The organism is Streptomyces sp. NPDC036815 (genome assembly GCF_055609205.1).
In genome coordinates this window covers 145,918-166,383 of sequence record NZ_JBVJPW010000011.1, presented here as the reverse complement: position 1 = coordinate 166,383, position 20,466 = coordinate 145,918, and the positions used below count along the sequence as shown (strand labels likewise).

The window sequence follows — 20,466 nt, the reverse complement described above, 5'->3', positions numbered from 1 at the left end:
GGCCCCTCCGATTCCCCCGATGCGCTCTGTTCCCCCTGCTTTTCCCTGTCCCAAGCACCGTGCCGAGTGACCGATGGAGGCTGTCCATGACCGACCCCGCGTACCGGCATGTGCCGGCGAGCGAGGTGCAGCAGGGGCTGTGGCTGTTGCGCGCGCTCGGCCAGGAACCGGCACCCCTGTGCCGGACCTACCGGGTGGTCGGCGACCTGGACGTGGCGGCGCTGGCTGTGGCGTGGCGGTCGCTCGTGGACCGCCACGAACAACTGCGGTCGGAGCTGGTGCTGAGGGACGGCGTACCGGTACGAAGGATCAGGGCGCGTTCGGGGAGGCGGGCGTTCCGGCTGCGCGAGACGGACCGCGGGCTGCCCGGCGCGGCGGACCGCCCACCGGCCGACGAGAGGGAGCCGGAGCCGGACGACGACGGCGAGGGTGACCCCGCCGGCGTGCCCACGACGGCACAGATGACGGTCACACGCCGCGGACCCCGGGAACACCGCATCCGGCTGGCCGTTCCCGGCGCCTTCGCCGACGAGGACTTCCTGGACACACTGGTCGGCGAACTCTCCGCCCTGTGCGCCGGAACAGCGCCCCCCACCCCCACCCCCCACAGCGAGAACAGCACCGCCCAGCCCCCACCCCCTGCAGCAGTGGCCTGGTGGGCCAACACGCTGACCCCGCTGCCCAGCGAACTTCCCCTGCCCGCGGACCGCCCGCGCCCGGAGCACGCCTCAAGGCGGCGGGGAACGGTCAGCACCCCGGCCGACCCCGAACTCGGCCGCGCCGTCGCACGCTGCGCCGAGACCGGCCACAGCAGCCCCTCCCTCGTACTGCTCACCGCGTTCCAGGCCCTCCTGCACCGCTACACCGGAGGCGAGCGGATCGCTGTCGCGGTACCCGTCTCCCAGGGCGGGGCGGACCCGGCGACGAACGTCCTGATCCTGCCGGCTGACATCGAAGCCGAGCAGCGCTTCCACGACGTCCTTGAACGCGGCACCGCACTGGCCGCCCAGGCGATGGCGCGGCGCACCGTCCCGCTGGCACGCGTCCTCGGAGCGCTGGCGGTGGTCCGCGACGCACGGCGGGTGCCGTTGGGCGACGTCGTCTTCGACTACCGGGGACGGCCGCAGCCGCCGCTGAGGATTCCCGGTGCGCTCGTCGAACCCCACCCCGACCACGGCGGCCCGGCACCGGCCGACCTGGTACTGCGCGTCGACGACAGCGGCAACGGACCGGCCCTCACCCTGCTCTACGACGCGGACCAGTTCGAACCGCGCACCGCACGCATGATCCTGCGACAGTTCCGTACGCTGCTCCAACACGCCACCCGGGCCCCGCACACCACGGTCGGTGAGCTGACGCTCGACAGCCCCAACAGAGCGGCACGCGCCGCCGCCGAGGCCGACCGGCGCACCGAAGGCGACGCGCCCGCCCACACGCTCGTGGAGACGATCAGCCGGCGCGCGGCGCAGGACCCGGACGCGGTGGCCGTCGACGCTCACGATGGCACGCTGACCTACCGCACGCTGCACACCACCGCGCTACGCATCGCCGAGGACCTGCGGAGCGCCGGGGTACGGGCCGGCGATCCGGTCGCGGTGCGACTGCCGGCGGGAGTGCGCCCGTACGCCGCACTGCTCGGAGTGCTGACGGCCGGCGCCCACCTGTGCTGGTTCGGGACCGCTGACAACGGCGACCGCGGCCGGGCCGTCCTCCAGGCGCTGAGGCCGACGGCGATGCTGGTGGCCCCTCCCGCGGCCGGCCCCCCAGGAACCGCCGCCCCCGGCCCCGACGCACTGCTCGACTGGTACCGCACGGCCCTCGGCGGCCGGGCCGTCACGGTCGCAGAGCCCGCCCCGGCGCCGCGCGCATCCGCCCTCCCCGCGCCGCCCCCGCCGCCGACGCTCACCGACCGCGCCTACGTCGCCTTCACCTCCGGCACCACCGGCGTCCCCAAAGGCATCGCACACCGTCACGCAGCCCTCGCGCAGTTCACCGCATGGCTGGCCGCCGAATTCGAGATCGGACCCGGCGTACGCGTCGCCCAGTGGGTGGCCGCCGAACACGACCCCGCCCTGGCCGAGACGTTCGCAGCCCTCGGGTCGGGCGCCACGCTGTGCCCGGTGCCCGAGAAGATCCGCGCCCACCCCGAACGCCTCCTCACCTGGCTGGCCACCGAACGCATCGGCGTACTCCAGACCGTGCCGAGCTTCGCCCGCGAACTGCTCCGCGTCCTGACCGAACGCCGCTGCGCCGACCAACTGGGCGCCCTCCGGGCCCTGCTGCTGATGGGCGAAGCACTGCCCGGCGAACTCGCCGAGAAACTGCTGGCCGCACTGCCCCTGGCCCGCATCGCCAACCTCTACGGCCCCACCGAGACCGTCGCCGCGACCTGGCACCCCGTCCACCGCCAGCCCCCACACCCCACCACCGGCCCGCCACCGGCCGGTACACCGGCGAAGCCGGCCGCCGCCCCGGTCCCCATAGGCCGCCCCATCCCCGGCCGCGGCGTCCTCCTCGTCGACGCATCGGAGCGCCCCTGCCCCACCGGCGTCACCGGCGAACTGGTCATCACCGGCCCCTACGTCGCCGACGGCTACCTCGCCGACCCCGACCACGCCGCCTTCACCCGCCTCCCCTCCCTCGACGCACCCTGCTACCGCACCGGCGACCTCGCCCGCCGCCGCCCCGACGGCACCTTCGAATACCGCGGCCGCAAGGACAGCCAGATCAAGCTCTACGGCAGCCGGCTCGAACTCACCGACGTCGAAGCGGCCCTGGCCGCCCACCCCACCGTCGCCGACTGCGCCGTCGTCGCCGCCACCGACCGCGACGGCCTGCCCATCCGCCTGGTGGTCTGCGTCGTCCCGCGCAGCCCGCCCGGCGGCGAGCCCCCGGGCTCACCGAACGAATGGCGCACCCACCTGCGCCGGCGCTTCGGCCGCTCGCTGCTCCCGGCCCTGTACCGCACCCTGGACCGCCTCCCGCGCACCGTCACCGGCAAGGTCGACCGCCCCCAGCTGGCACGTACCGTCGCCGCCGCCGAACACGACGCGGCGGCGAGGCACCCCGCGAACGGCACCGAGACGGCCCTGGCCGCGCTCTGGGCGGACCTGCTCGGCACGCCACCGGACCACGCCGACCAGAGCTTCTTCTCCGCCGGCGGCACCTCCCTGCTGGTCCCGCGACTGCTGCACCAGGTGCGCCGGCGCTTCGCGGCCGACGTGAGCGTCCCGCAGTTCTACGCACATCAGAGCCTGGCGGCCCTGGCAGCTCTGATCGACCGAGCCCGATGAAGGAGTACCCCGTGACCACCACCCCCATCAGCACTCCAGCCGTCCTGGACGGCGAGAGCCTCGACATCCCCGCCGTCCGCCGCGTGGCCGAGCACCGGGCCGAGGTGACACTGACGCCCCAGACCCTGGCCAAGGCCGGCAAGAGCCGCGCCGTCTTCGAGGACGTGGTCCGCGCCGGCACCCCGGTCTACGGCGTCACCACCGGCTACGGCGAGATGATCTACATGCTCGTCGACCCCTCACGGGAAACCGAACTGCAGACCAACCTCGTGCGCAGCCACAGCGCCGGCGTCGGCCCGCACTTCCCGCACGACCAGGCACGCGCGATCGTCGCCGCACGCCTCAACGCCCTGGCCAAGGGCCACTCAGCGGTCCGCCCGGAGATCCTGGAACGACTGGCCCTCTACCTGAACAGCGACCTGATCCCGGCGATCCCGGAGATCGGCTCGCTGGGCGCCAGCGGAGACCTCGCCCCGCTGGCGCACGTGGCCTCCACCGTCATCGGCGAGGGCTACTTCCTGGGCCCGGACGGCCAACGGCCCGTGGCGCCGGTCCTGCGCTCGCTCGGGATCACACCGCTGGAGCTGAAGTTCAAGGAGGGCCTGGCACTGATCAACGGCACCTCGGCGATGACCGGCCTGGGCGCGCTGATCGTGGACCGGGCCCTGGAACAGGTGCGCCACGCAGAGATCGCCTCGGCGCTGCTGGTGGAGGCGATGCGCGGCTCGATGGGCCCCTTCCAGCCCGAGGGCCACGACATCGCCCGCCCGCACCCCGGCCAGATCCACACCGCCGCCAACATGCGGACCCTGCTGCGCGGCAGCGCCCTCACCGTGGAACACGCGGACCTGCGCCGCCAGGTCGCCGCGGCCAAGGACGCCGGGGACGTCACCCGCACCGAGATCTACCTGCAAAAAGCCTATTCGCTGCGGGCGATGCCGCAGGTGCTCGGCAGCGTCCGGGACACCCTGACCCACGCCACGGCCCGGGTGCAGACCGAACTCAACTCCGCGAACGACAACCCCCTCTTCTTCGAGGACCACGAAATCTTCCACGGCGCGAACTTCCACGGCCAGCCGGTCGCCTTCGTCATGGACTTCACCACGATCGCCCTGACCCAGCTCGGCGTGCTGGCCGAACGGCAGCTCAACCGGGTCCTGAACCGGCACCTGAGCTACGGCCTGCCGGAGTTCCTGGTGGCCGGCGACCCGGGCCTGAGCAGCGGGTACGCCGGAGCACAGTATCCGGCCACCGCGCTGGTCGCCGAGAACCGCACGATCGGCCCCGCCAGCACCCAGAGCGTGCCGTCCAACGGCGACAACCAGGACATCGTCAGCATGGGCCTGATCGCGGCCCGCAACGCCCGAAGGGTACTGGCCAACAACCAGCACATCCTGGCCGTGCAGTTCCTGGCCGCGGCCTCGGCGGTGGACGTCTCCGGACGCTACGACGGCCTGGGACCGGCCGGCCGCGCCGCCTACGACGCGGTGCGCTCGCTCGTGCCGCCGCTGAACCAGGACCGCTACATGGCCGACGACATCGAGACGGTCGCCGCCGCCCTGACCCGCGGGGAGTTCATCACCGCCGTCGAGGAATGCGGCGTGGAACTGCTGTGACACCGCCATCCGCCGGCCCCCGGGCCCGGCGGACCGACAGGAGGGCAGGACAGCAATGGCCACTCGGCCCATGACCGGCGAGGAGTACGTGGACAGCCTTCGCGACGCTCGCGAGGTCTACGTATACGGCGAACGCGTCAAGGACGTCACGGCGCACCCGGCGTTCCACAACCCGGTGCGCATGACCGCCCGGCTCTACGACGCCCTGCACGAGGACCGCTACCGCTCCGTCCTGACCTGCCCGGTCGACGGCGGCGGCGACGGCTACACCCACCGCTTCTTCACCACGCCGCGCAGCGCCGAGGACCTGGTCGCCGCCCAGGGCGCGATCGCGGCCTGGGCGCGCATGAGCTACGGCTGGATGGGCCGCAGCCCCGACTACAAGGCATCCTTCCTCGGCACCCTGGGCGCCAACGCCGACTTCTACGGGCCCTACGCCGACAACGCCCGGCGCTGGTACCGCGAGTCGCAGGAGAAGGTCCTGTTCTGGAACCACGCCATCGTGCACCCGCCGGTGGACCGCGACCGGCCGCCGGACGAGGTCGCCGACGTGTTCGTGCACGTCGAGGCCGAGACCGATGCGGGACTGGTGGTCAGCGGCGCCAAGGTGGTGGCCACCGGCTCGGCGCTGGCCCACTACAACTTCATCGCGCACTACGGCCTGCCGATCCGCAAACGCGAGTTCGCACTGGTGGCCACCGTGCCGATGGACGCCCCCGGCGTGAAGCTGATCTGCCGGCCCTCGTACACCGCGGCCGCGGCCGTGGCCGGCAGCCCCTTCGACTACCCGCTCTCCTCACGGCTGGACGAGAACGACACGATCCTCGTGATGGACAAGGTGCTGATCCCCTGGGAGAACGTCTTCATCTACGGGGACCTGGGCAAGGTGCAGATGTTCACCGCCCGCTCGGGCTTTCCCGAGCGGTTCACCTTCCACGGCTGCATCCGCCTCGCGGTGAAGCTGGAGTTCCTGGCCGGTCTGCTGTCCAAGGCGTTGCAGGTCACCGGCGTGCGCGACTTCCGCGGCGTGCAGAGCCGGCTGGGGGAGGTGCTGGCCTGGCGGAACCTGTTCTGGGGGCTGTCCGACGCCGCCGCGCGCAACCCGGTGCCGTGGAAGGACGGAGCGGTGCTGCCCAACGCGGACTACGGGATGGCCTACCGGTGGTTCATGCAGGTCGGCTACCCGCGGATCCGGGAGATCATCCTGCAGGACGTGGCCAGCGGCCTGATCTACGTTCCCTCCAGCGCCGAGGACTTCCGCAACCCGCAGACCCGCCCCTACCTGGACAAGTACGTCCGCGGCTCGGGCGGGGTCACGGCCGTGGAGCGGGTCAAGCTCATGAAACTGCTGTGGGACGCGATCGGCAGCGAGTTCGGCAGCCGCCACGAGCTGTACGAGCGCAACTACTCGGGCAACCACGAGAACACCCGGGTCGAGCTGTACGCCAGCCAGCTGGCCTCCGGCCAGCTGGCCGGCTACGAGGCGCTCGCCGAACAGTGCATGTCCGAGTACGACCTGGACGGCTGGACGGTCCCGGACCTGGAGTCCTTCCCCGACCTCAAGAATCTGACCAACCGGCCCTGACACCACAGACGCGCGCGAAAAACTTCCGCACGCGATGTCCGCTTCCCCGCGACGGCTCCGACCTAGGGGTGAGAGCGTCCACGCCGGGCGCCCGATCACAAGGAGCCCAACGATGAAGTACATGCTGCTGATCACCCTGAACCCGAAGGCCAACGAGGCACTGAGCGAGGAGCAGCAGGCCGCCGTGGGCGAGGCCCACGGGAAACTGATGGAGGTCATCAAGGAGGCCGGCGAGTTCGTCGCCGCCGAGGCCCTGGGCGAGCCCACCAAGACCACCGTGGTGCGGGTACGCGACGGCAAGACCGTCACTTCCGACGGCCCGCTGGTCGACGCCGAGGAGTACTTCTGCGGCTACTACATCGTCGACGTGGCCGGCAAGGAACGCGCGATCGAACTCGCCGCCATGATCCCGGACGCGCAGTGGTCGGCCATCGAGGTCCGGCCGTTCTTCGAGATGCCCGAAGAGGGCTAAAGACGCCGGAAAAAAAGCCTGGCTGGCGGCGGTCGGTCCGCCGCCAGCGGCACGGTAGGCCGGCGCATGTCCTGATCCACGCTCCGGCTCCGACCGACAGGTGTAGGAAGAGGAATGCGCCGACGGGTGCTGCTCAACGGAAGAAGAAGAGAGAGACCATCATGAACAGCGACTTGGACCCCGCGGCCATTGAGTGCCTGCGGGCCGACATCACCGGCGAGGTCTACGTGCCGGGCGACAAGGGATACGACGAGCTCACCGATCTGATCGTCCACACCGGGCACCCGGCCGTGATCATCCGAGTCCGCGACAACGACGACGTGGCCCGCGGCATAGCGTTCGCCGTCGAGCACGAGCTGGAGATCTCCACCCGCAGCGGCGGCCACAGCAACGCCGGCTTCAGCACCAACGTCGGCGGCCTGGTCCTGAACCTGGCGCTCCTGAACTCCATCGAGGTGGTCGACGAATCCAAGCGTCTGGTCCGCCTCGGCGCCGGCGCGCAGTGGGAACAGGTCGCCGACGCGCTGGCGCCGTACGGCTGGGCCTTCACCTCCGGCGACACCACCAGCGTGGGCGTCGGCGGCCTGCTGGTGGGCGGCGGCATCGGCTGGCTGGCCCGTAAGTACGGCCTGGCCCAGGACAGCCTGGTGTCCGCGGAGGTGGTGACGGCCGACGGCCGCATCCTGAAGGCCAGCGCCAAGAAGAACGCGGACCTCTTCTGGGCGATCCGCGGCGGCGGCGGCAACTTCGGCGTGGTGACCTCCTTCACCGTGGCGGCACAGCCGGTCCCACAGGTCTTCTTCGGCCAGATCTCCTTCGCCCCCGAGGAGACCGAGACCGTCCTGCGCGGCTGGGCGGCACACATGGACTCCGCCCCCGAGGAGCTCACCGCCACCGCCATGTGCTGGCCGACCTTCGGCGAGGCCACCCCGCCCCTGGCCATCGTGGTCTGCTACGCCGGCGGCGACGAAGCGGCCGCCAACGCGGCCATCGACCCGATCCGCAAGCTCGGCACCGTCGTGGAGGACCAGGTCCGCCTGATGCCCTACGGCGACGCCCTCCAGCCCGCAGGCGATCTTCCCCCGGGCTGGCGCCCGCGCGTCCGCAACCGCCTCACCCCGGACCTGACCGCCGACCTGGCCACGACGATCCTCACCGAACAGGCCCACCTCGAGAACCTGTACGTGGAGATCCGCAGCATCGGCGGCGCCCTGAGCCGGGTGCCGCAGGACGCGAGCGCGTTCCCCCACCGTTCCACCCAGGCCATGGTCATGGGCGTACTGCTCGGCTCGCCGGAGGGGAACGAGCCGCTGCTGCCCGCCTACGAGGCGTTCTGGTCCGCGCTGGCCCCCTCGATGTCCGGCGCCTACAGCGGCTTCCTGAGCGACATTCTCCCGGCGGACATCGAGGCGGTGTACCCGCAGAAGGTGTACCGGAAGCTGGCGGAGCTGAAGCACAAGTACGACCCCTGCAACATCTTCCACCTGAACGTCAACGTCGTCCCGGCCGACCGGGACTGACCCCCGGCCGATCCGGACCGACCCGAGCGGCGCCGTGCCTCGTGCACGGCGCCGCCCGGCTTTTCCCCTCACACCCGCAGCAGCTCTTCTCCTCACACCGGCAGCACTTGCACCGGCACCCCGTTGAACACCGCGTTGCCCGACACCGGGTCCACCACCAGCTCATCGGTCAGTGCGTTGGCGTTGACCCCGGCGTTCTCGCGCGCCACGCTCTGCCCGCTGTCCTGGTGGCCCCAGCCGTGCGGCAGACTCACCACCCCCGGCATGATCGTCTCGGTGGGCTCCACCGGCACCTCGACCTCCCCGGCCGCCGAGCGCACCCGCGCCCGCTGCCCGAGGCCGAGGCGGGCCACGTCCCGCGGATGGATCTGCAGCGTGCACCGGTTGCTGCCCCCCACCAGTGAGGGCACGTTGTGCATCCAGCTGTTGTTCGAACGCAGGTGCCGGCGTCCGATCAGCACCATCTGCGGGGCCGGGCCCCGCAACCGCTCCCGCAGCCGCGGCACGTCGGCGGCCAACGCCGTCGGCGCCAGGTCGACCTTTCCCGACGCGGTGCACAGGATCTCCGCCAGCCGCGGCTGCAGCGCACCGAGATCCAGACCGTGCGGGGCCTGCCGCACCGCCTCCAGCGAAAGCCCGTAGGACCCCAGCTTCAGCAGCGCGTCCAGCATCCGCTCGGTCCCGTCCGAACCCTCCAAACCCGCACGCAGCTCCGGTACGGCCGCGAGCAGCTGCCCGAGCAGCATCTCCTCGCCCACCTCGGCATCGACGCCGGGCCCCTGACCACTCAGGATCAGCAACAGTTTGGCCAGGATCGTCGCCTCCGCACGCTGATCCTCACCCAACTCCAGCACCGGCGGGGAGAAACGGGCGTAGTTGCGGACCATGATGATCTGCACCAGGAAATCGAAGTGCGGGCTCTGCAACATCCGCGGCGGCGGCAGAATCACATGCGCGTGCCGGGTCGTCTCGTTCAGATAGGGATCGACGCACACCATGAAATCCAGCCCGGACAAAGCCCGCGCCAGCCGCGGAGCCCCCGGCGCGGACAACGCCGGATTGCCCCCCACCGTCACCAGAGCGCGGACCTGCCCCTCCCCGGGCGTCTCGATCTCCTCGGCCAACGTGGCGACCGGAAACTCACCGAGCACCTCCGGCAGACCCCGCACCCGGCTGTGCCACGCGCCGGTGGCGAACGGCTGCCCGCTGCGGAAGATCTCCAGCCCCGCGGTCTTGGCGAACATGACCCCGCCGGCCCGGTCCAGATTCCCGGTCAGCACATTGATGACGTCGACCAGCCACTGCGCCGTCGAACCGAACTCGGCGGTGCAGGTACCGATCCGGGCATAGACACACGCCGACGGCGCCGCCGCGACCTCCCGCGCCAGCCGCACCACGCTCGCCGCCGGCACCCCGCAGGCCCGCTCCACCGCCTCCGGCGTGAAGTCACGCGCCAGCGACCTGAGTTCGAACAGACCGGTGACCTCCACATCCACCGAAACCAGCTCCTCGGCCAGCAGCGTGTGCACGATACCGAACAACAAGCACGCATCCGTGCCCGGACGGATGAACAGATGCTCATCCGCGAGCTCGGCAGTGCGGGTGCGCCGCGGATCGACCACCACGACCTTGCCGCCACGCTCCTGCACAGCCCGCAGCCGCCCCTTGAAATCCGGCGCCACACATAACGAACCGTTGGACTCCACCGGATTCGCCCCGAGGATCAGCATGTAGTGGGTGCGGTCCAGATCCGGAACGGCCACCGCCATCGGATCACCGAACATCAGGCCGCTGGCAACGTGCTTGGGCATCTGATCGACGGTGCTGGCCGAATACACGTTGCGGCTACCGAGAACCTGGGTCAACGGCTGCCGGTAGAGGAACCCCGCCATGGTGTGGAACGTCGGATTGCCGAAATACAGCGCCACGGCATCACGGCCGTACGCCGCCATGACCTCACCGAGCCCGCGGTGCACCTCGGCGAACGCCTCCTCCCAACTGGCAGGCCGCAACCGCCCCTCCACCCGGACCAACGGCTGCGCCAACCGGTCGGGATCCTCATCGAGCTGACCCAGCGCCGCCCCCTTGGGGCACAGGAAGCCCTTGCTGAACGGATCGTCCTGATCGCCTTCCACCCGCAGGACATGACCGGCGTCGTCCAGCGTCAGCCGTAACCCGCAGGACGTCTCACACAGTGGGCAGGTCCGCAGTGCAGTCTTCATGCTCGCTCCCGAGTTCAAGGCGTGGGCCCACCACCCCAGACGCAGCCCCCACACCACCACCGACCAGGGCCCGGACCACGGAAAAAGAAGGGGGCCGGCGGCACCTCGCCACCACCGCACGGCCCCCTCGCCTCCCGACGCTAACAACGCCACGCCCCAGCACCCTTCTCGCAGGATGCGAAGGAGACCGCAGGCTGGGCACGCCCGAAGATGCCGCCCGCCACCGGGCACGCGAGCGTGGGGACCGACCCGCGAAAGAGAGGACCTCCATGCCCGCGAACGCCGAGCCAACCACCACCGCCGGAGCGCTGACCGCCTTCCGCGAAGCGGACTCCCAAGCGCTGGCCGAGGCGTTCAACCGCCTGGTCGCCACGTTCTGGACCGACGGAGCACTGAACGACCCCCACGCGGCACGCCGAGCCGTCCCCGACCTGCTGGCCGCCTGGGACACCACCGACACCGCACACCGCGGCTACCTGGCCATCACCCTCGCCCTGCTCGTCGAGGCCGAATACCCCGCCCTGGACGGCCCCATCGCCACCGCCGTACGCCAGGGCCTGGACCCCCTCCTCAACGAAGTCCGCACCACCACCACCGTCACACCACTCACCCTGGCACTGCTCTACCTGCTCTCCCACTTCCCGCACGAGCGCACCCGCGTCCGGTCGGCATTCAGCGGCGTCCCCCTGGATCCCGACGACCGCACCCGGCTGGAGCGCGGGCTGACCCGCCTGAACCCCCTCGACCCCGACCTGGGCCGGGCCTGGCCCTCCCCTTTCGACTGGGACATCGACGAGCAGGAAAGGGACTTCGACCGGGCCTGGATCAAAACCCTGACACCCCAGCAGATCACCGCGACCTGGGACGACGACACCCGCACCCTGTGGGCCACCGCCGGCGCCAAGGCCCTGTGGTCGGTGGCCAACAACATGCCGCCCACCCCGGTCACCGACCACAACCCCTACTGGTCAGCCCCGCACGAACCGGCAGGCCCCGCCGACAGCGCCACCTTCGCCCGGCACGCCTGCGCACTGCGCTGCACCGCCTGCCGGCACACCCTCACCTTCCAGGACAACGGCGCACGCTGCCAGGGCTGCGCCACCCTCTACCCCCTGGCCCCCGGCGGCATCCTCGACCTGTCCCGCCGGGAACACCCCGGCGCCGGCGTCAGCGACACCGCCGAGGACATCGAGGCCGACGTCCTGCAGAACGCCGCCGTCATGAGCACCGTCGGCCAGCACTACGAGGTGGGACTGCGCCCGGCCTTCCTGCGCGTCATGGGCCAGAACTGGGGCGGCAGCATCACGCCCGCGCTCGAGGACGCCTACATAGCCGACCGGCTGCGCGCGGCCGCCGCCGCCCGCACCGACGCCCCCGTCCTGGACCTGGCAGCCGGAGCCGGGCGCTGGACCTGGGTGGTCACCGACGCCGTCGGCGCCGACCGGGTCATCGCCCTGGACCTCAACGACGCGATGCTCCACTGGCTGCGCGGCCGACTGCCACACGTGGCCGCGGTCAGGGCCAGCGCCCTGGAACTGCCCATCGCCGACAGCAGCCTGAGCGCCGTCAACTGCTGGAACGCCCTGCAGGCGATGCCCGATGCGGCCCAGGCCCTCGCCGAGATCGGCCGCTGCTTGAAACCCGGCGGCATCCTGACCCTGATGACCTTCCGCTGGGCCGACGACCCGGTCTACCGCTACTTCCAGCGCTCCCACATCTTCCCCGCCCGGCCCGAGGGCTACCTGCTGTTCGAACCGCAGGAGATCCGCTCCTGGCTGGCCGCCGCCGGACTGCGCGTGGTCGAGGAGTCCGGGCCGGGGACGTTCGTGTTCCTCACCGCCAAGCGGGAGGGCTGAGAGGTGGCCGACACCGACCGGACCGACCGGACCGTCGTCGAGGTACTGCTCGCCGACCACCCCTTCGAAGGCTTCCTGGACCCCGTGCGCCGACGCGCCGCCCAGTTCACCGCAGCGCACCCCGACTACGAGATCCGCATCTCCACCTACCGCTACTGGACGAAGACCGGCCGCGAGGACTTCATCCACACCCTCGACCAGGGCCGCGTCCCAGCCCTGGTCGACGTCTTCTTCACCGAAACCCAGCACGCCCGCGACGCGGTCGCCGCAACCGGCGGCCCGCTGTTCACCCCGGTGCAGCGAGCGATCGGCCCACGCAAGAACATCCTCGGTGAACCCGTCGTCCTCGACGACCTCGTCACCAGCGCACGCCGCTACTACAGCTACGACGGCGAACTGGTGTCGATGCCTTTCAGCGTCTCCACCGGCCTGCTGTACGCGAACATGACGATGCTGCGCGCGGCCGGAATCACCGAGATACCGCAGAACTGGGACGATCTGGAAGCCGCGTGCCGGGCCGTCGTACAGACAAACGGCGGCCCCTCGCACGCCATCACCTGGGCCGTCGACGGCTGGTTCTTCCAAGGCGCCGTCTGCCAACAGGGCGGCCTGCTCGCCGACCGCGCCAACGGCCGCTCGGGCCGAGCCCGCAAAGTCGACCTGGCCTCCAAGGAACTCCTGGCCTGGACCACCTGGTGGCAGCGACTGCACAGGGACAGCCTCTACCTCTACACCGGCGCGACCCAGGACTGGGCCGGAACCTTCGAAGCCTTCATCGAAGGCCGCGTGGCGTTCCTCTGCAACTCCTCCGTCATGGCCCAGCCCATCGTCTCGGCCGGCACACAAGCAGGGATCGAGGTCGTCACCACCGGCCTGCCGCACAACGGCGCCGTCCCGTACTGCGGCGACATCCTGGGCGGCGACTCCCTCTTCCTGGCCGCCGGCCTGCCCTCCGAAGTGGAGGACGGCGCACTGGCATTCCTGCAATACCTCCTCAACCCGCAAGGCGCCGCCGCCTGGCACAAGTCCAGCGGCTTCATGCCGGTGACCCACGGCTCACACCGCCTCCTCGAAGCAGAAGGCTGGTTCACCGACAAACCCCACCACCTGCAAGCACCGAAACAACTCGACGCCTCAAACGGAACACCGGCCGCCACCGGCGCCCTGGTCGGCGAACTCGCGAACATGCACGCCGACCTGGTCCAGGCGATGAAGGACGTACTGGAACAAGGCGCCGACCCCGCAAGACGCTTCACCCAGGCCACAGACACGGCACAACAACGCCTGGACGACTACAACAAACACACCGCCCAACGACACACGAGACACTGACTCACGCCCCCGGACTGCCAGCGGGCAGGCGAGTCGGCTCACCGCTGACCTACGTCACCCCAAGCCGCAGTGTCCAGCGTCCTGCCGGGGCAAACGACAGGCCTAACCCCTCACGTCGGCCCAGACCAGCGTTCCCGGGAAATCGGTGTCCATATCGATGGCCCGCCACTCGTCACCATCACCCATGACCGCGATCCACGGGGGAGGGGATGCCAGGGCGTTTCCGACGACTTCGAGGACGGTCGAAAGGGACGCCCACTCCGGGCTTTCGAACCAGCAGTAGCCCGTTTCCTCGATGTCCCATGACCCGAGGCGCTTCGCCCGGGTGTCGACGACGAGTTGCATCTCGCCCAGCGCGCCGATCGGCACGATCAAGCGGCTGTCGCCCCAGCCGTAGTGATCGTTTTTCAGCTTGTACGTGAGCGTTCCAAGATGCTCCTCAGCGATCTGATGGACGCTGTAGAGCGCGTACTTGGACGGGATGATGTCGGTGAGCCCCGACCCGTTGTGCCGTAACAGCGATTGTTCAACATCCTCGGGCAGCCGCACGCCGAGCGTGCTGTAGAGGCCGTCCAGCTCGGAGGGGGTGCACGGTTCCGGCAGAGGCTGTTCTTGCGGAGCGTACTGCTCCAGCCAGCGTTCGATCTTCTCCCACGACTCGTCCACCGACACTGGTGCCCTCCGCTCGCCGACAGACCGGCACCACCCAGGAAATCACCAGACGCGTGCTACGGGCACAGGTTGGTCAACACCTCTGCCACGGGGCGCTGTTGTTCTCGGCACGGCGCACGCGTCTGCTTGTGCTGTGTCTCGTACGTGACCTTTGCGGACGGCGTCGACCACGGCCCTCACCCGCTGTACCGCCGTACATTCTCCAGGTAACGGCTCCGCGCCTCAGAAATCTGCCGGAAGCGCCCAGCACTGTCCTTGATCGCCTGCTGCTGCAGGGCCGCATCGGCCCGCCACCAGACGGCCACCAGCCGCGTGCGGAGTTTGCACGCGACGTCGTCCCGGGCCGTGGCGATCTCCTCACGGGTGGGCCGTCCGCCCTTCCACCGGGGGTCGTCGTTCGGGTCCATCGGATCGCGGTAGGTATGCCCCCGCTTCCGCATACAGGCCCGCCACTCCCCGAACACCCGCCGGGCGGCAGGAGTGCGCTGGGACTCCTCGTACGCGGCGTGGGACGCCTCGTTGACCAGGTCGGAGTCCACCTTCGGCACATCTCGCATCAGCGTGTGGAGAGCCCGTGCCTGACAGCCCGACCGGCCATCGGCACCGTAGGCAGCCGTCCGCTGCCGTGCCGTGAGGCGCGCGTCCCGCTGCCCCAGACGCCTCTCCGCGGTCCTGGTGGCCGGGTCGGGGAGGGCGTGGTACCCGTACCGCTTCGCCACCGCAGCCTCAGCCAGACCGTAGCGACCACGATGCGGCCACGTCTTGGCCCAGGAGTGGGGGACCACGGGCCAGTCCAGCCCCTGACGCGCCATGCACGACTTGATCAGCCTCTCCTGCGCCGTGGCGGCAAGGGCGGCACTGCGGCTGTCCAACTCGTACGCGTCCAAGGGCAGGACGAGCGCGCGCACCGCCCGGCTCGCAGCGGGCGGCCGATCCGCGGGGCGACCACCATCGTCCGCCGAGGGCCCCCCGCAACCCACGGCAAGCAGCAGCACCAGAGCCGCTGCGGGGGCGATACGCCTGCGCATGGTCAGCACCTCCCAGAAGGCGCCGGAGGCACGGCAGGCGGCGCGCCGTACCTCCGGCAGATGGACGGGCTCAGCTCACGGCACGGGCTCGCGCCACGAACTCACGGGTCAGGTGCACGACTTGTACAGCGAGCTCGTCTTGTACTTGACGCGCGTGTCCTTCAGGTCCGACGACCACGTCCACGGGTGGAACGTCCAGTGGTCACCGCGGTTCCAGTAGTTCGTCCACAGCGTCCAGTAGCAGGTGCGGGTGAGGTTCTTCACCGAGCGGAGATTGTCGTTGACCTTGTGCCGGTTGTTGTACTTGTTGTCGGACAACTTCATGTCCGACTTGCAGAACTTCTTGTAGCCGCCCGTATAGCGGCTGTACTCATACGCATGCAGCGGGGCCGGGCACGCCGCCACGGCCAACCGCGCGGTGTCCTCCGCGGGAGCCGCGGCCCCCGGCGCCTTCGGGCCGTTGTCGGCCTGGGCGGTGGGAGCCGCCAAGGTCAGCCCGGTGCCGAGTGCGATAGTGGCCGTGGCCAGCGCAAGGCGCTTGTGTCGATGCATGAATGGTCTCCTCCGTTGCCTTTCGGATAAGCCGCACCACCCCCCGTTGCACCACGCATCCCAGCGGCAGGTGGCGGCCCCGCAGCCCGCCTTCCGTCCTCGCGGACAAACCATGAGGTCCAGCAGAAGGGGGGAGGGGCGTGCGGTGCGTCTTCTACTTGCCGGGGCCCAGTGCCGACTGTGCCGACCGGGCGGCCCCCACACCGACGAGACCGCCCCGCCCGCCCGAGCGAACGCCAGACCCCCCGCCCAGCAGCGCCACACCAGATACCAACGCCAAAGCCGTGAAAACGCCTGCCGTCATCTCCTCGCCCCCACCCGTCAGCCGTGCGCCGATGTGCCGGACGGAAAGGAGTCAACACCGGACCGCTCACCAGGCCGCCTCCGTGCACTGTCCATCCGATGAACGCACCCACAAGGCGCCGCTGTCGGCCAAACAGCCTGACCAACCCCCTCCAGCAGCCCTACCGCCAGCGAACCGCCGGACTTTCGCCCGGACTTTTCGTCCGGTAAGACACCTGTGATCGCACCCCGGGGGCCACTAGGTTGAGCCGTCTGCCGAAAACAGAGAGCCCGGAGGCGGACATGGCGGCGACACGGCAGTCGGACTTCGCCCGGCTGTGCGCCCGGCGTCAGTGGCAGCAGCCGGCGGTCTTCATGACGGTGTACGAAGCCACGGCGCGGCGGCTCGGCGAGCCGGGACAGATCACCGCACGGCAGCTGCACCGCTGGCGGCAGCCCGACCCGCCCTGCCCACGCCGCTCCAGCCAGCGGGTGCTGGAGGAAATGTTCGGCATGCCGCTGGAACAGCTCGGTTTCACACTTCCCGCCCACCGCCACGCACCGCCCGACCCCGCCCCGGCTCCCACGCACGGCACTGCCCACGACGCCCGGCAGCCCGCACCCCCGATGCGCTTCCAAGTGCTCGGCCCCGTCCGCGCCTGGCGCGGTACGCAGGCACTGCCCCCGGGCCGCCCCCAAGAACGGGCCCTGCTGACCGCACTGCTGCTGCGAGGCGGACGCACGGCGACAGCAAGCGAACTCATCGACGCCATATGGGGCCAGACACCCCCCGCCCAAGCACTCCCCGCCCTGCGCACCTACGCCTCCCGACTACGCAAGACCCTCGGCCGCCACACCCTCGTCTCCGAAGCCGGGGGATACGCGATCACCCTGCCGGACGGGGCACTTGACCTGGCCCTGTGCGAGAAGTACGAGACACAGGCAACCCAGGCCCGCACCGCCCACGACCCCCACCGCGCACGGCGGGCCCTGCGCGACGCCCTGGCGCTGTGGAACGGCGAACCCCTGGGCGGCGTCCCCGGCCCCTTCGCCGACACCCAGCGCTCCCGCCTCACCGAATGGCACCTGGCCCTGCTCGAACACCGCCTCGCCCTCGACCTGGAACTCGGCGGACACCTCGACGCCGTCTCCGAACTGACCTCACTCACCGCCGAGCACCCGCTACGCGAAGGCCTGCGCGCCCTGCTGATGCTCGCGCTCTACCGCGGCGGACGACAGGGAGAAGCACTGGGCGTGTACGCCGACACCCGCCGCATGCTCGACGAGGAACTCGGCGTCAGCCCCGGCCCCCAACTGACCGCACTGCACCAACGCGTGCTGCAAGCAGACCCCACCCTCACCGCACCCCCCACCACCACCAGCGGCCAGAACAACCCGCCACCCCAGGCAGCCCGCCTGGCCCAACTCCCCGCCGAACTCGCCGACTTCACCGGCCGGACCACCGCCGCCGCACACCTGCGACAACACCTCCTGCGCGCCCCGGACCGAGTCATGGCCATCGCCTCCATACGCGGACTCGGCGGCGTCGGCAAGACCACACTCGCCGTACGCGTGGCCCACGACGTCCGCACCCATTTCCCCGGCGGACAGCTCTACGCAGACCTCCTCGGCCAGAGCTCCCGGCCCGCCAAACCCCACGACGTCCTGGGCGCGTTCCTGCGCGCCCTCGGCATACCCGACTCCGCCCTCCCCGACGACCACGAAGAACGAGCGGCGTTCTACCGCTCCACCCTGGCCGGACGCCAAGTCCTCGTCCTGCTCGACAACGCACACAGCGTGGCCCAGGTACGACCACTGCTGCCCGGCGCCCCCGACTGCGCCGTACTGATCACCAGCCGCGCCCGCCTCGTCGCCGTCCCCGGCGCCCACGCCCTCGACCTCGACGTCATGAGCGAGCAAGAAGCCCTCGACCTGTTCACACGCATCGTCGGCACCCCGCGCACCACGGCCGAACCGACCGCCTCCCGTGAAACCGTCGCCGCCTGCGGATACCTGCCCCTGGCCATCCGCATCGCCGCCGCCCGCCTGACCGCCCGCCCGGCCTGGGCGATCTCCACCCTGGCCGGACGGATCGCCGACGAACGCCGCAGACTCCACCAGCTGCGCCTCGGCGACCTCGCCGTGGACGCCTCCTTCGAACTGGGCTACGGCCAGCTGGAGCCCGCGCAGGCCCGAGCCTTCCGCCGCCTCGCACTGCCGGACGGCCTCGACATCTCCCTCGCCGCGGCCACCGCCGTACTGGAAGAGAACGAGGACACCAGCGAACTGCTCCTGGAATCCCTGGTCGACACCAGCCTGCTGGAATCCGCAGCACCGGGCCGCTACCACTACCACGACCTGCTGCGGCTGTTCGCACGCGACCGCGCCGCACACCAGGACCCCGACGATGACCGCAGATCCACCCTCTCCCGCCTGCTCGGCTTCTACCTGGCCACGGCCTGCCACGCCTACGAGCTGGAGAACCCGGGAGACCGCCTCGTGGAACACCTCGCACCCACCGACCGCCAAGCCCTGCCGTTCAACAACCGCCAACAAGCCCTGGACTGGGTCTTCGCCGAGGGACCCGCCCTGCTCGCCGCCGTACGCCAGTGCGCGACGGAACCCACCCTCGCACCCATGGCCGCCGACGTCCTCCTGGTGACGCAGGACCTGATGGAATCGGGCGCCTACCGCCAGACCTACGCCTCGGCAGCCTCAGCGGTCGCCGACGAAGCCCGACGCAGCGGCGACCCGCGCACCGAAGGCCGCGCAAGGGTCGTTCTCGGCCAAGTCCACCACCTGGCAGGCCGCGCGGAACGAGCCCGCGAAGAGGCCGAGCGCGCCCACGCCCTCGGCACCACCGCCAACGACGCACTCACACTCGGCTACGCACCCAACCTGCTGGGCCTGCTCGCCATCCTCCACGGCCACCACCAAACCGCCGCCGCCTGCTTCACCCAAGCCCTGAACGCCTTCAAAGCCGACGGCAACCGCTACGGCGAGACAGCCATGCTCATGAACCTCGGCCGGGCCCAACTCGGCCTCGGACAAACCAAGAACGCCATCGCCGCCTCCGAACAGTCAGTTCAACTGTGGCACGCCCTCGGCGCCACCCTGCGCCTTGCCAACGGCTACTACGCCCTCGGCCTCGCCCTACACGAGGCAGGCCGCTACGACGAAGCGCTGGAACGCTTCCACCAGGGCCTCGTGATGTTCCAAGAGAGCAGACAGCCGTACTGGACCGGCATGACCCACTTCCGCATGGCCACCGCCCAACTGGCCGCCGCACGCCCACAAGCAGCCGCCACACACGCCGAACAAGCTCTCGTCCTGCTGCGCGACATCGGCGGCGACCGGCGGCTCGCCAACGTGCTGTCCCTCCTCGCACAAACCCTGCACCAGCTCGGTCAGCAAGAACGCGCGCACACCTGCCGACAGGAGGCGCTCTCCCTGCTCGAACGGATCCCCAACCCCGAGGCCACACACGTACGCACCCTGCTCACCCCCGCCGGTAACCCCTGACCACGATCACCACGCGCCCACCCGCCGGGCCCAACGGCACGCCGGTACCGCCCACCCACTCAGATGGACGGCACCGACCCAGAAACGGACACTGCCCCGCCGCGGCCGGGCACGCCTGCCTTTACCTCAGCGGTGCCAGGCGCCGAATCCAACGGCCGACTGCGGCACCGGCCAGTTGGGTGTGTAAGCGGCCCGGGGCGGGGGCCAGTTGCCCGTGATGGTGGTGGTTCGAGGCGGCGGCCAGTTGCCCGCGGCGAAGGCGCGGGGCGGCGGCCAGTTGCCCGTACTGCCCTCTCCGGCGAGCAGCCCGTTCCCCATGAGCGTGACCACCTCGGCCGCCGACCCCCACCTCGTCTCCGGCACACTGCTCCGCGCCACCGCGTCCGCCTCACCGGCCACGGCACCCGGTACGGCCACCGCGGCGCCGGCCAGAACGCTCACCGCCGCGACCGCACCGACAGCCATGCCAATCGCTTGCTCTCTACGCATGGAACATCTCCCCCGACTGAGCCCC

At 70.6% G+C, this 20,466-nt stretch carries 13 protein-coding genes; 8 read left to right on the top strand and 5 right to left on the bottom strand.

Annotated elements, in window-relative coordinates; translation table 11 throughout:
- The first annotated feature begins 86 nt into the window (after window positions 1-86).
- The 5 genes from ACZ69I_RS23200 (at window position 87) to ACZ69I_RS23180 (ending at window position 8,486) form a co-directional block, all read left to right on the top strand.
- A complete protein-coding gene (locus tag ACZ69I_RS23200; RefSeq protein ID WP_470834310.1) occupies window positions 87-3,293 on the top strand; it encodes an AMP-binding protein in 3,207 nt (1,068 codons plus the stop codon).
- On the top strand, window positions 3,290-4,909 hold the full coding sequence (gene cmdF / locus ACZ69I_RS23195) for a tyrosine 2,3-aminomutase (protein ID WP_470834309.1): 1,620 nt from the start codon (window positions 3,290-3,292) through the stop codon (window positions 4,907-4,909). Before ACZ69I_RS23200 ends, cmdF begins: the two co-directional genes overlap by 4 nt.
- 55 nt (window positions 4,910-4,964) lie before the next feature.
- Window positions 4,965-6,494 carry a 4-hydroxyphenylacetate 3-hydroxylase family protein gene (locus ACZ69I_RS23190; RefSeq protein ID WP_470834308.1) on the top strand — a complete coding sequence of 510 codons (1,530 nt, stop codon included), beginning with the start codon at window positions 4,965-4,967 and terminating at the stop codon, window positions 6,492-6,494.
- 112 nt (window positions 6,495-6,606) lie between these two features.
- Window positions 6,607-6,966 carry a YciI family protein gene (locus tag ACZ69I_RS23185; RefSeq protein WP_467677241.1) on the top strand — a complete coding sequence of 120 codons (360 nt, stop codon included), beginning with the start codon at window positions 6,607-6,609 and terminating at the stop codon, window positions 6,964-6,966.
- Window positions 6,967-7,127: 161 nt separating this feature from the next.
- Window positions 7,128-8,486 (top strand): FAD-binding oxidoreductase, encoded by a 1,359-nt coding sequence (locus ACZ69I_RS23180; RefSeq protein ID WP_467677243.1) that lies wholly within the window; start codon window positions 7,128-7,130, stop codon window positions 8,484-8,486.
- Window positions 8,487-8,578: 92 nt separating this feature from the next.
- Here the strand turns inward: ACZ69I_RS23180 and ACZ69I_RS23175 are convergent, their stop codons facing one another.
- Complete coding sequence (locus ACZ69I_RS23175; RefSeq protein WP_470834307.1) at window positions 8,579-10,708, bottom strand: molybdopterin oxidoreductase family protein; 2,130 nt, start codon at window positions 10,706-10,708, stop codon at window positions 8,579-8,581.
- Between the two features lie 269 nt (window positions 10,709-10,977).
- Between ACZ69I_RS23175 and ACZ69I_RS23170 the strand changes: the two genes are divergently transcribed.
- Together ACZ69I_RS23170 and ACZ69I_RS23165 are read left to right on the top strand one after the other, a co-directional pair.
- Window positions 10,978-12,564: a class I SAM-dependent methyltransferase gene (locus tag ACZ69I_RS23170; RefSeq protein WP_470834305.1), complete on the top strand. Its 1,587-nt coding sequence runs from the start codon at window positions 10,978-10,980 to the stop codon at window positions 12,562-12,564.
- 3 nt (window positions 12,565-12,567) lie between these two features.
- On the top strand, window positions 12,568-13,896 hold the full coding sequence (locus tag ACZ69I_RS23165) for an extracellular solute-binding protein (protein WP_470834304.1): 1,329 nt from the start codon (window positions 12,568-12,570) through the stop codon (window positions 13,894-13,896).
- Between the two features lie 102 nt (window positions 13,897-13,998).
- Here the strand turns inward: ACZ69I_RS23165 and ACZ69I_RS23160 are convergent, their stop codons facing one another.
- The 3 genes from ACZ69I_RS23160 to ACZ69I_RS23150 form a co-directional block, all read right to left on the bottom strand.
- Window positions 13,999-14,568 carry an SMI1/KNR4 family protein gene (locus ACZ69I_RS23160; RefSeq protein WP_470834303.1) on the bottom strand — a complete coding sequence of 190 codons (570 nt, stop codon included), beginning with the start codon at window positions 14,566-14,568 and terminating at the stop codon, window positions 13,999-14,001.
- A 176-nt stretch (window positions 14,569-14,744) separates the two neighbouring features.
- Window positions 14,745-15,596, bottom strand: a complete 852-nt coding sequence (locus ACZ69I_RS23155) for a hypothetical protein (RefSeq protein ID WP_470834302.1) — start codon at window positions 15,594-15,596, stop codon at window positions 14,745-14,747.
- A 108-nt stretch (window positions 15,597-15,704) separates the two neighbouring features.
- The gene (locus tag ACZ69I_RS23150; protein ID WP_470834301.1) at window positions 15,705-16,148 is read right to left on the bottom strand and encodes a hypothetical protein; all 444 of its coding nucleotides are present in this window, start codon (window positions 16,146-16,148) and stop codon (window positions 15,705-15,707) included.
- A 585-nt stretch (window positions 16,149-16,733) separates the two neighbouring features.
- On the opposite strand from ACZ69I_RS23150, the gene ACZ69I_RS23145 reads away from it, so the two are divergent.
- The gene (locus ACZ69I_RS23145) at window positions 16,734-19,952 is read left to right on the top strand and encodes an AfsR/SARP family transcriptional regulator (RefSeq protein ID WP_470834300.1); all 3,219 of its coding nucleotides are present in this window, start codon (window positions 16,734-16,736) and stop codon (window positions 19,950-19,952) included.
- 126 nt (window positions 19,953-20,078) lie between these two features.
- On the opposite strand, the gene ACZ69I_RS23140 is transcribed toward ACZ69I_RS23145, so the two are convergent.
- Window positions 20,079-20,417: a hypothetical protein gene (locus ACZ69I_RS23140; RefSeq protein ID WP_470834298.1), complete on the bottom strand. Its 339-nt coding sequence runs from the start codon at window positions 20,415-20,417 to the stop codon at window positions 20,079-20,081.
- Between the last annotated feature and the right edge of the window lie 49 nt (window positions 20,418-20,466).

Bases quoted from the DNA above. Each gene is read 5' to 3' on its own strand.
- ACZ69I_RS23175 (WP_470834307.1), bottom strand. From the start codon at position 10,708: ATGAAGACTGCACTGCGGACCTGCCCACTGTGTGAGACGTCCTGCGGG.
- ACZ69I_RS23140 (WP_470834298.1), bottom strand. From the start codon at position 20,417: ATGGCTGTCGGTGCGGTCGCGGCGGTGAGCGTTCTGGCCGGCGCCGCG.
- ACZ69I_RS23170 (WP_470834305.1), top strand. From the start codon at position 10,978: ATGCCCGCGAACGCCGAGCCAACCACCACCGCCGGAGCGCTGACCGCC.
- ACZ69I_RS23190 (WP_470834308.1), top strand. From the start codon at position 4,965: ATGGCCACTCGGCCCATGACCGGCGAGGAGTACGTGGACAGCCTTCGC.
- ACZ69I_RS23185 (WP_467677241.1), top strand. From the start codon at position 6,607: ATGAAGTACATGCTGCTGATCACCCTGAACCCGAAGGCCAACGAGGCA.
- ACZ69I_RS23155 (WP_470834302.1), bottom strand. From the start codon at position 15,596: ATGCGCAGGCGTATCGCCCCCGCAGCGGCTCTGGTGCTGCTGCTTGCC.
- ACZ69I_RS23145 (WP_470834300.1), top strand. From the start codon at position 16,734: ATGGCGGCGACACGGCAGTCGGACTTCGCCCGGCTGTGCGCCCGGCGT.
- cmdF (WP_470834309.1), top strand. From the start codon at position 3,290: ATGAAGGAGTACCCCGTGACCACCACCCCCATCAGCACTCCAGCCGTC.
- ACZ69I_RS23200 (WP_470834310.1), top strand. From the start codon at position 87: ATGACCGACCCCGCGTACCGGCATGTGCCGGCGAGCGAGGTGCAGCAG.
- ACZ69I_RS23150 (WP_470834301.1), bottom strand. From the start codon at position 16,148: ATGCATCGACACAAGCGCCTTGCGCTGGCCACGGCCACTATCGCACTC.
- ACZ69I_RS23180 (WP_467677243.1), top strand. From the start codon at position 7,128: ATGAACAGCGACTTGGACCCCGCGGCCATTGAGTGCCTGCGGGCCGAC.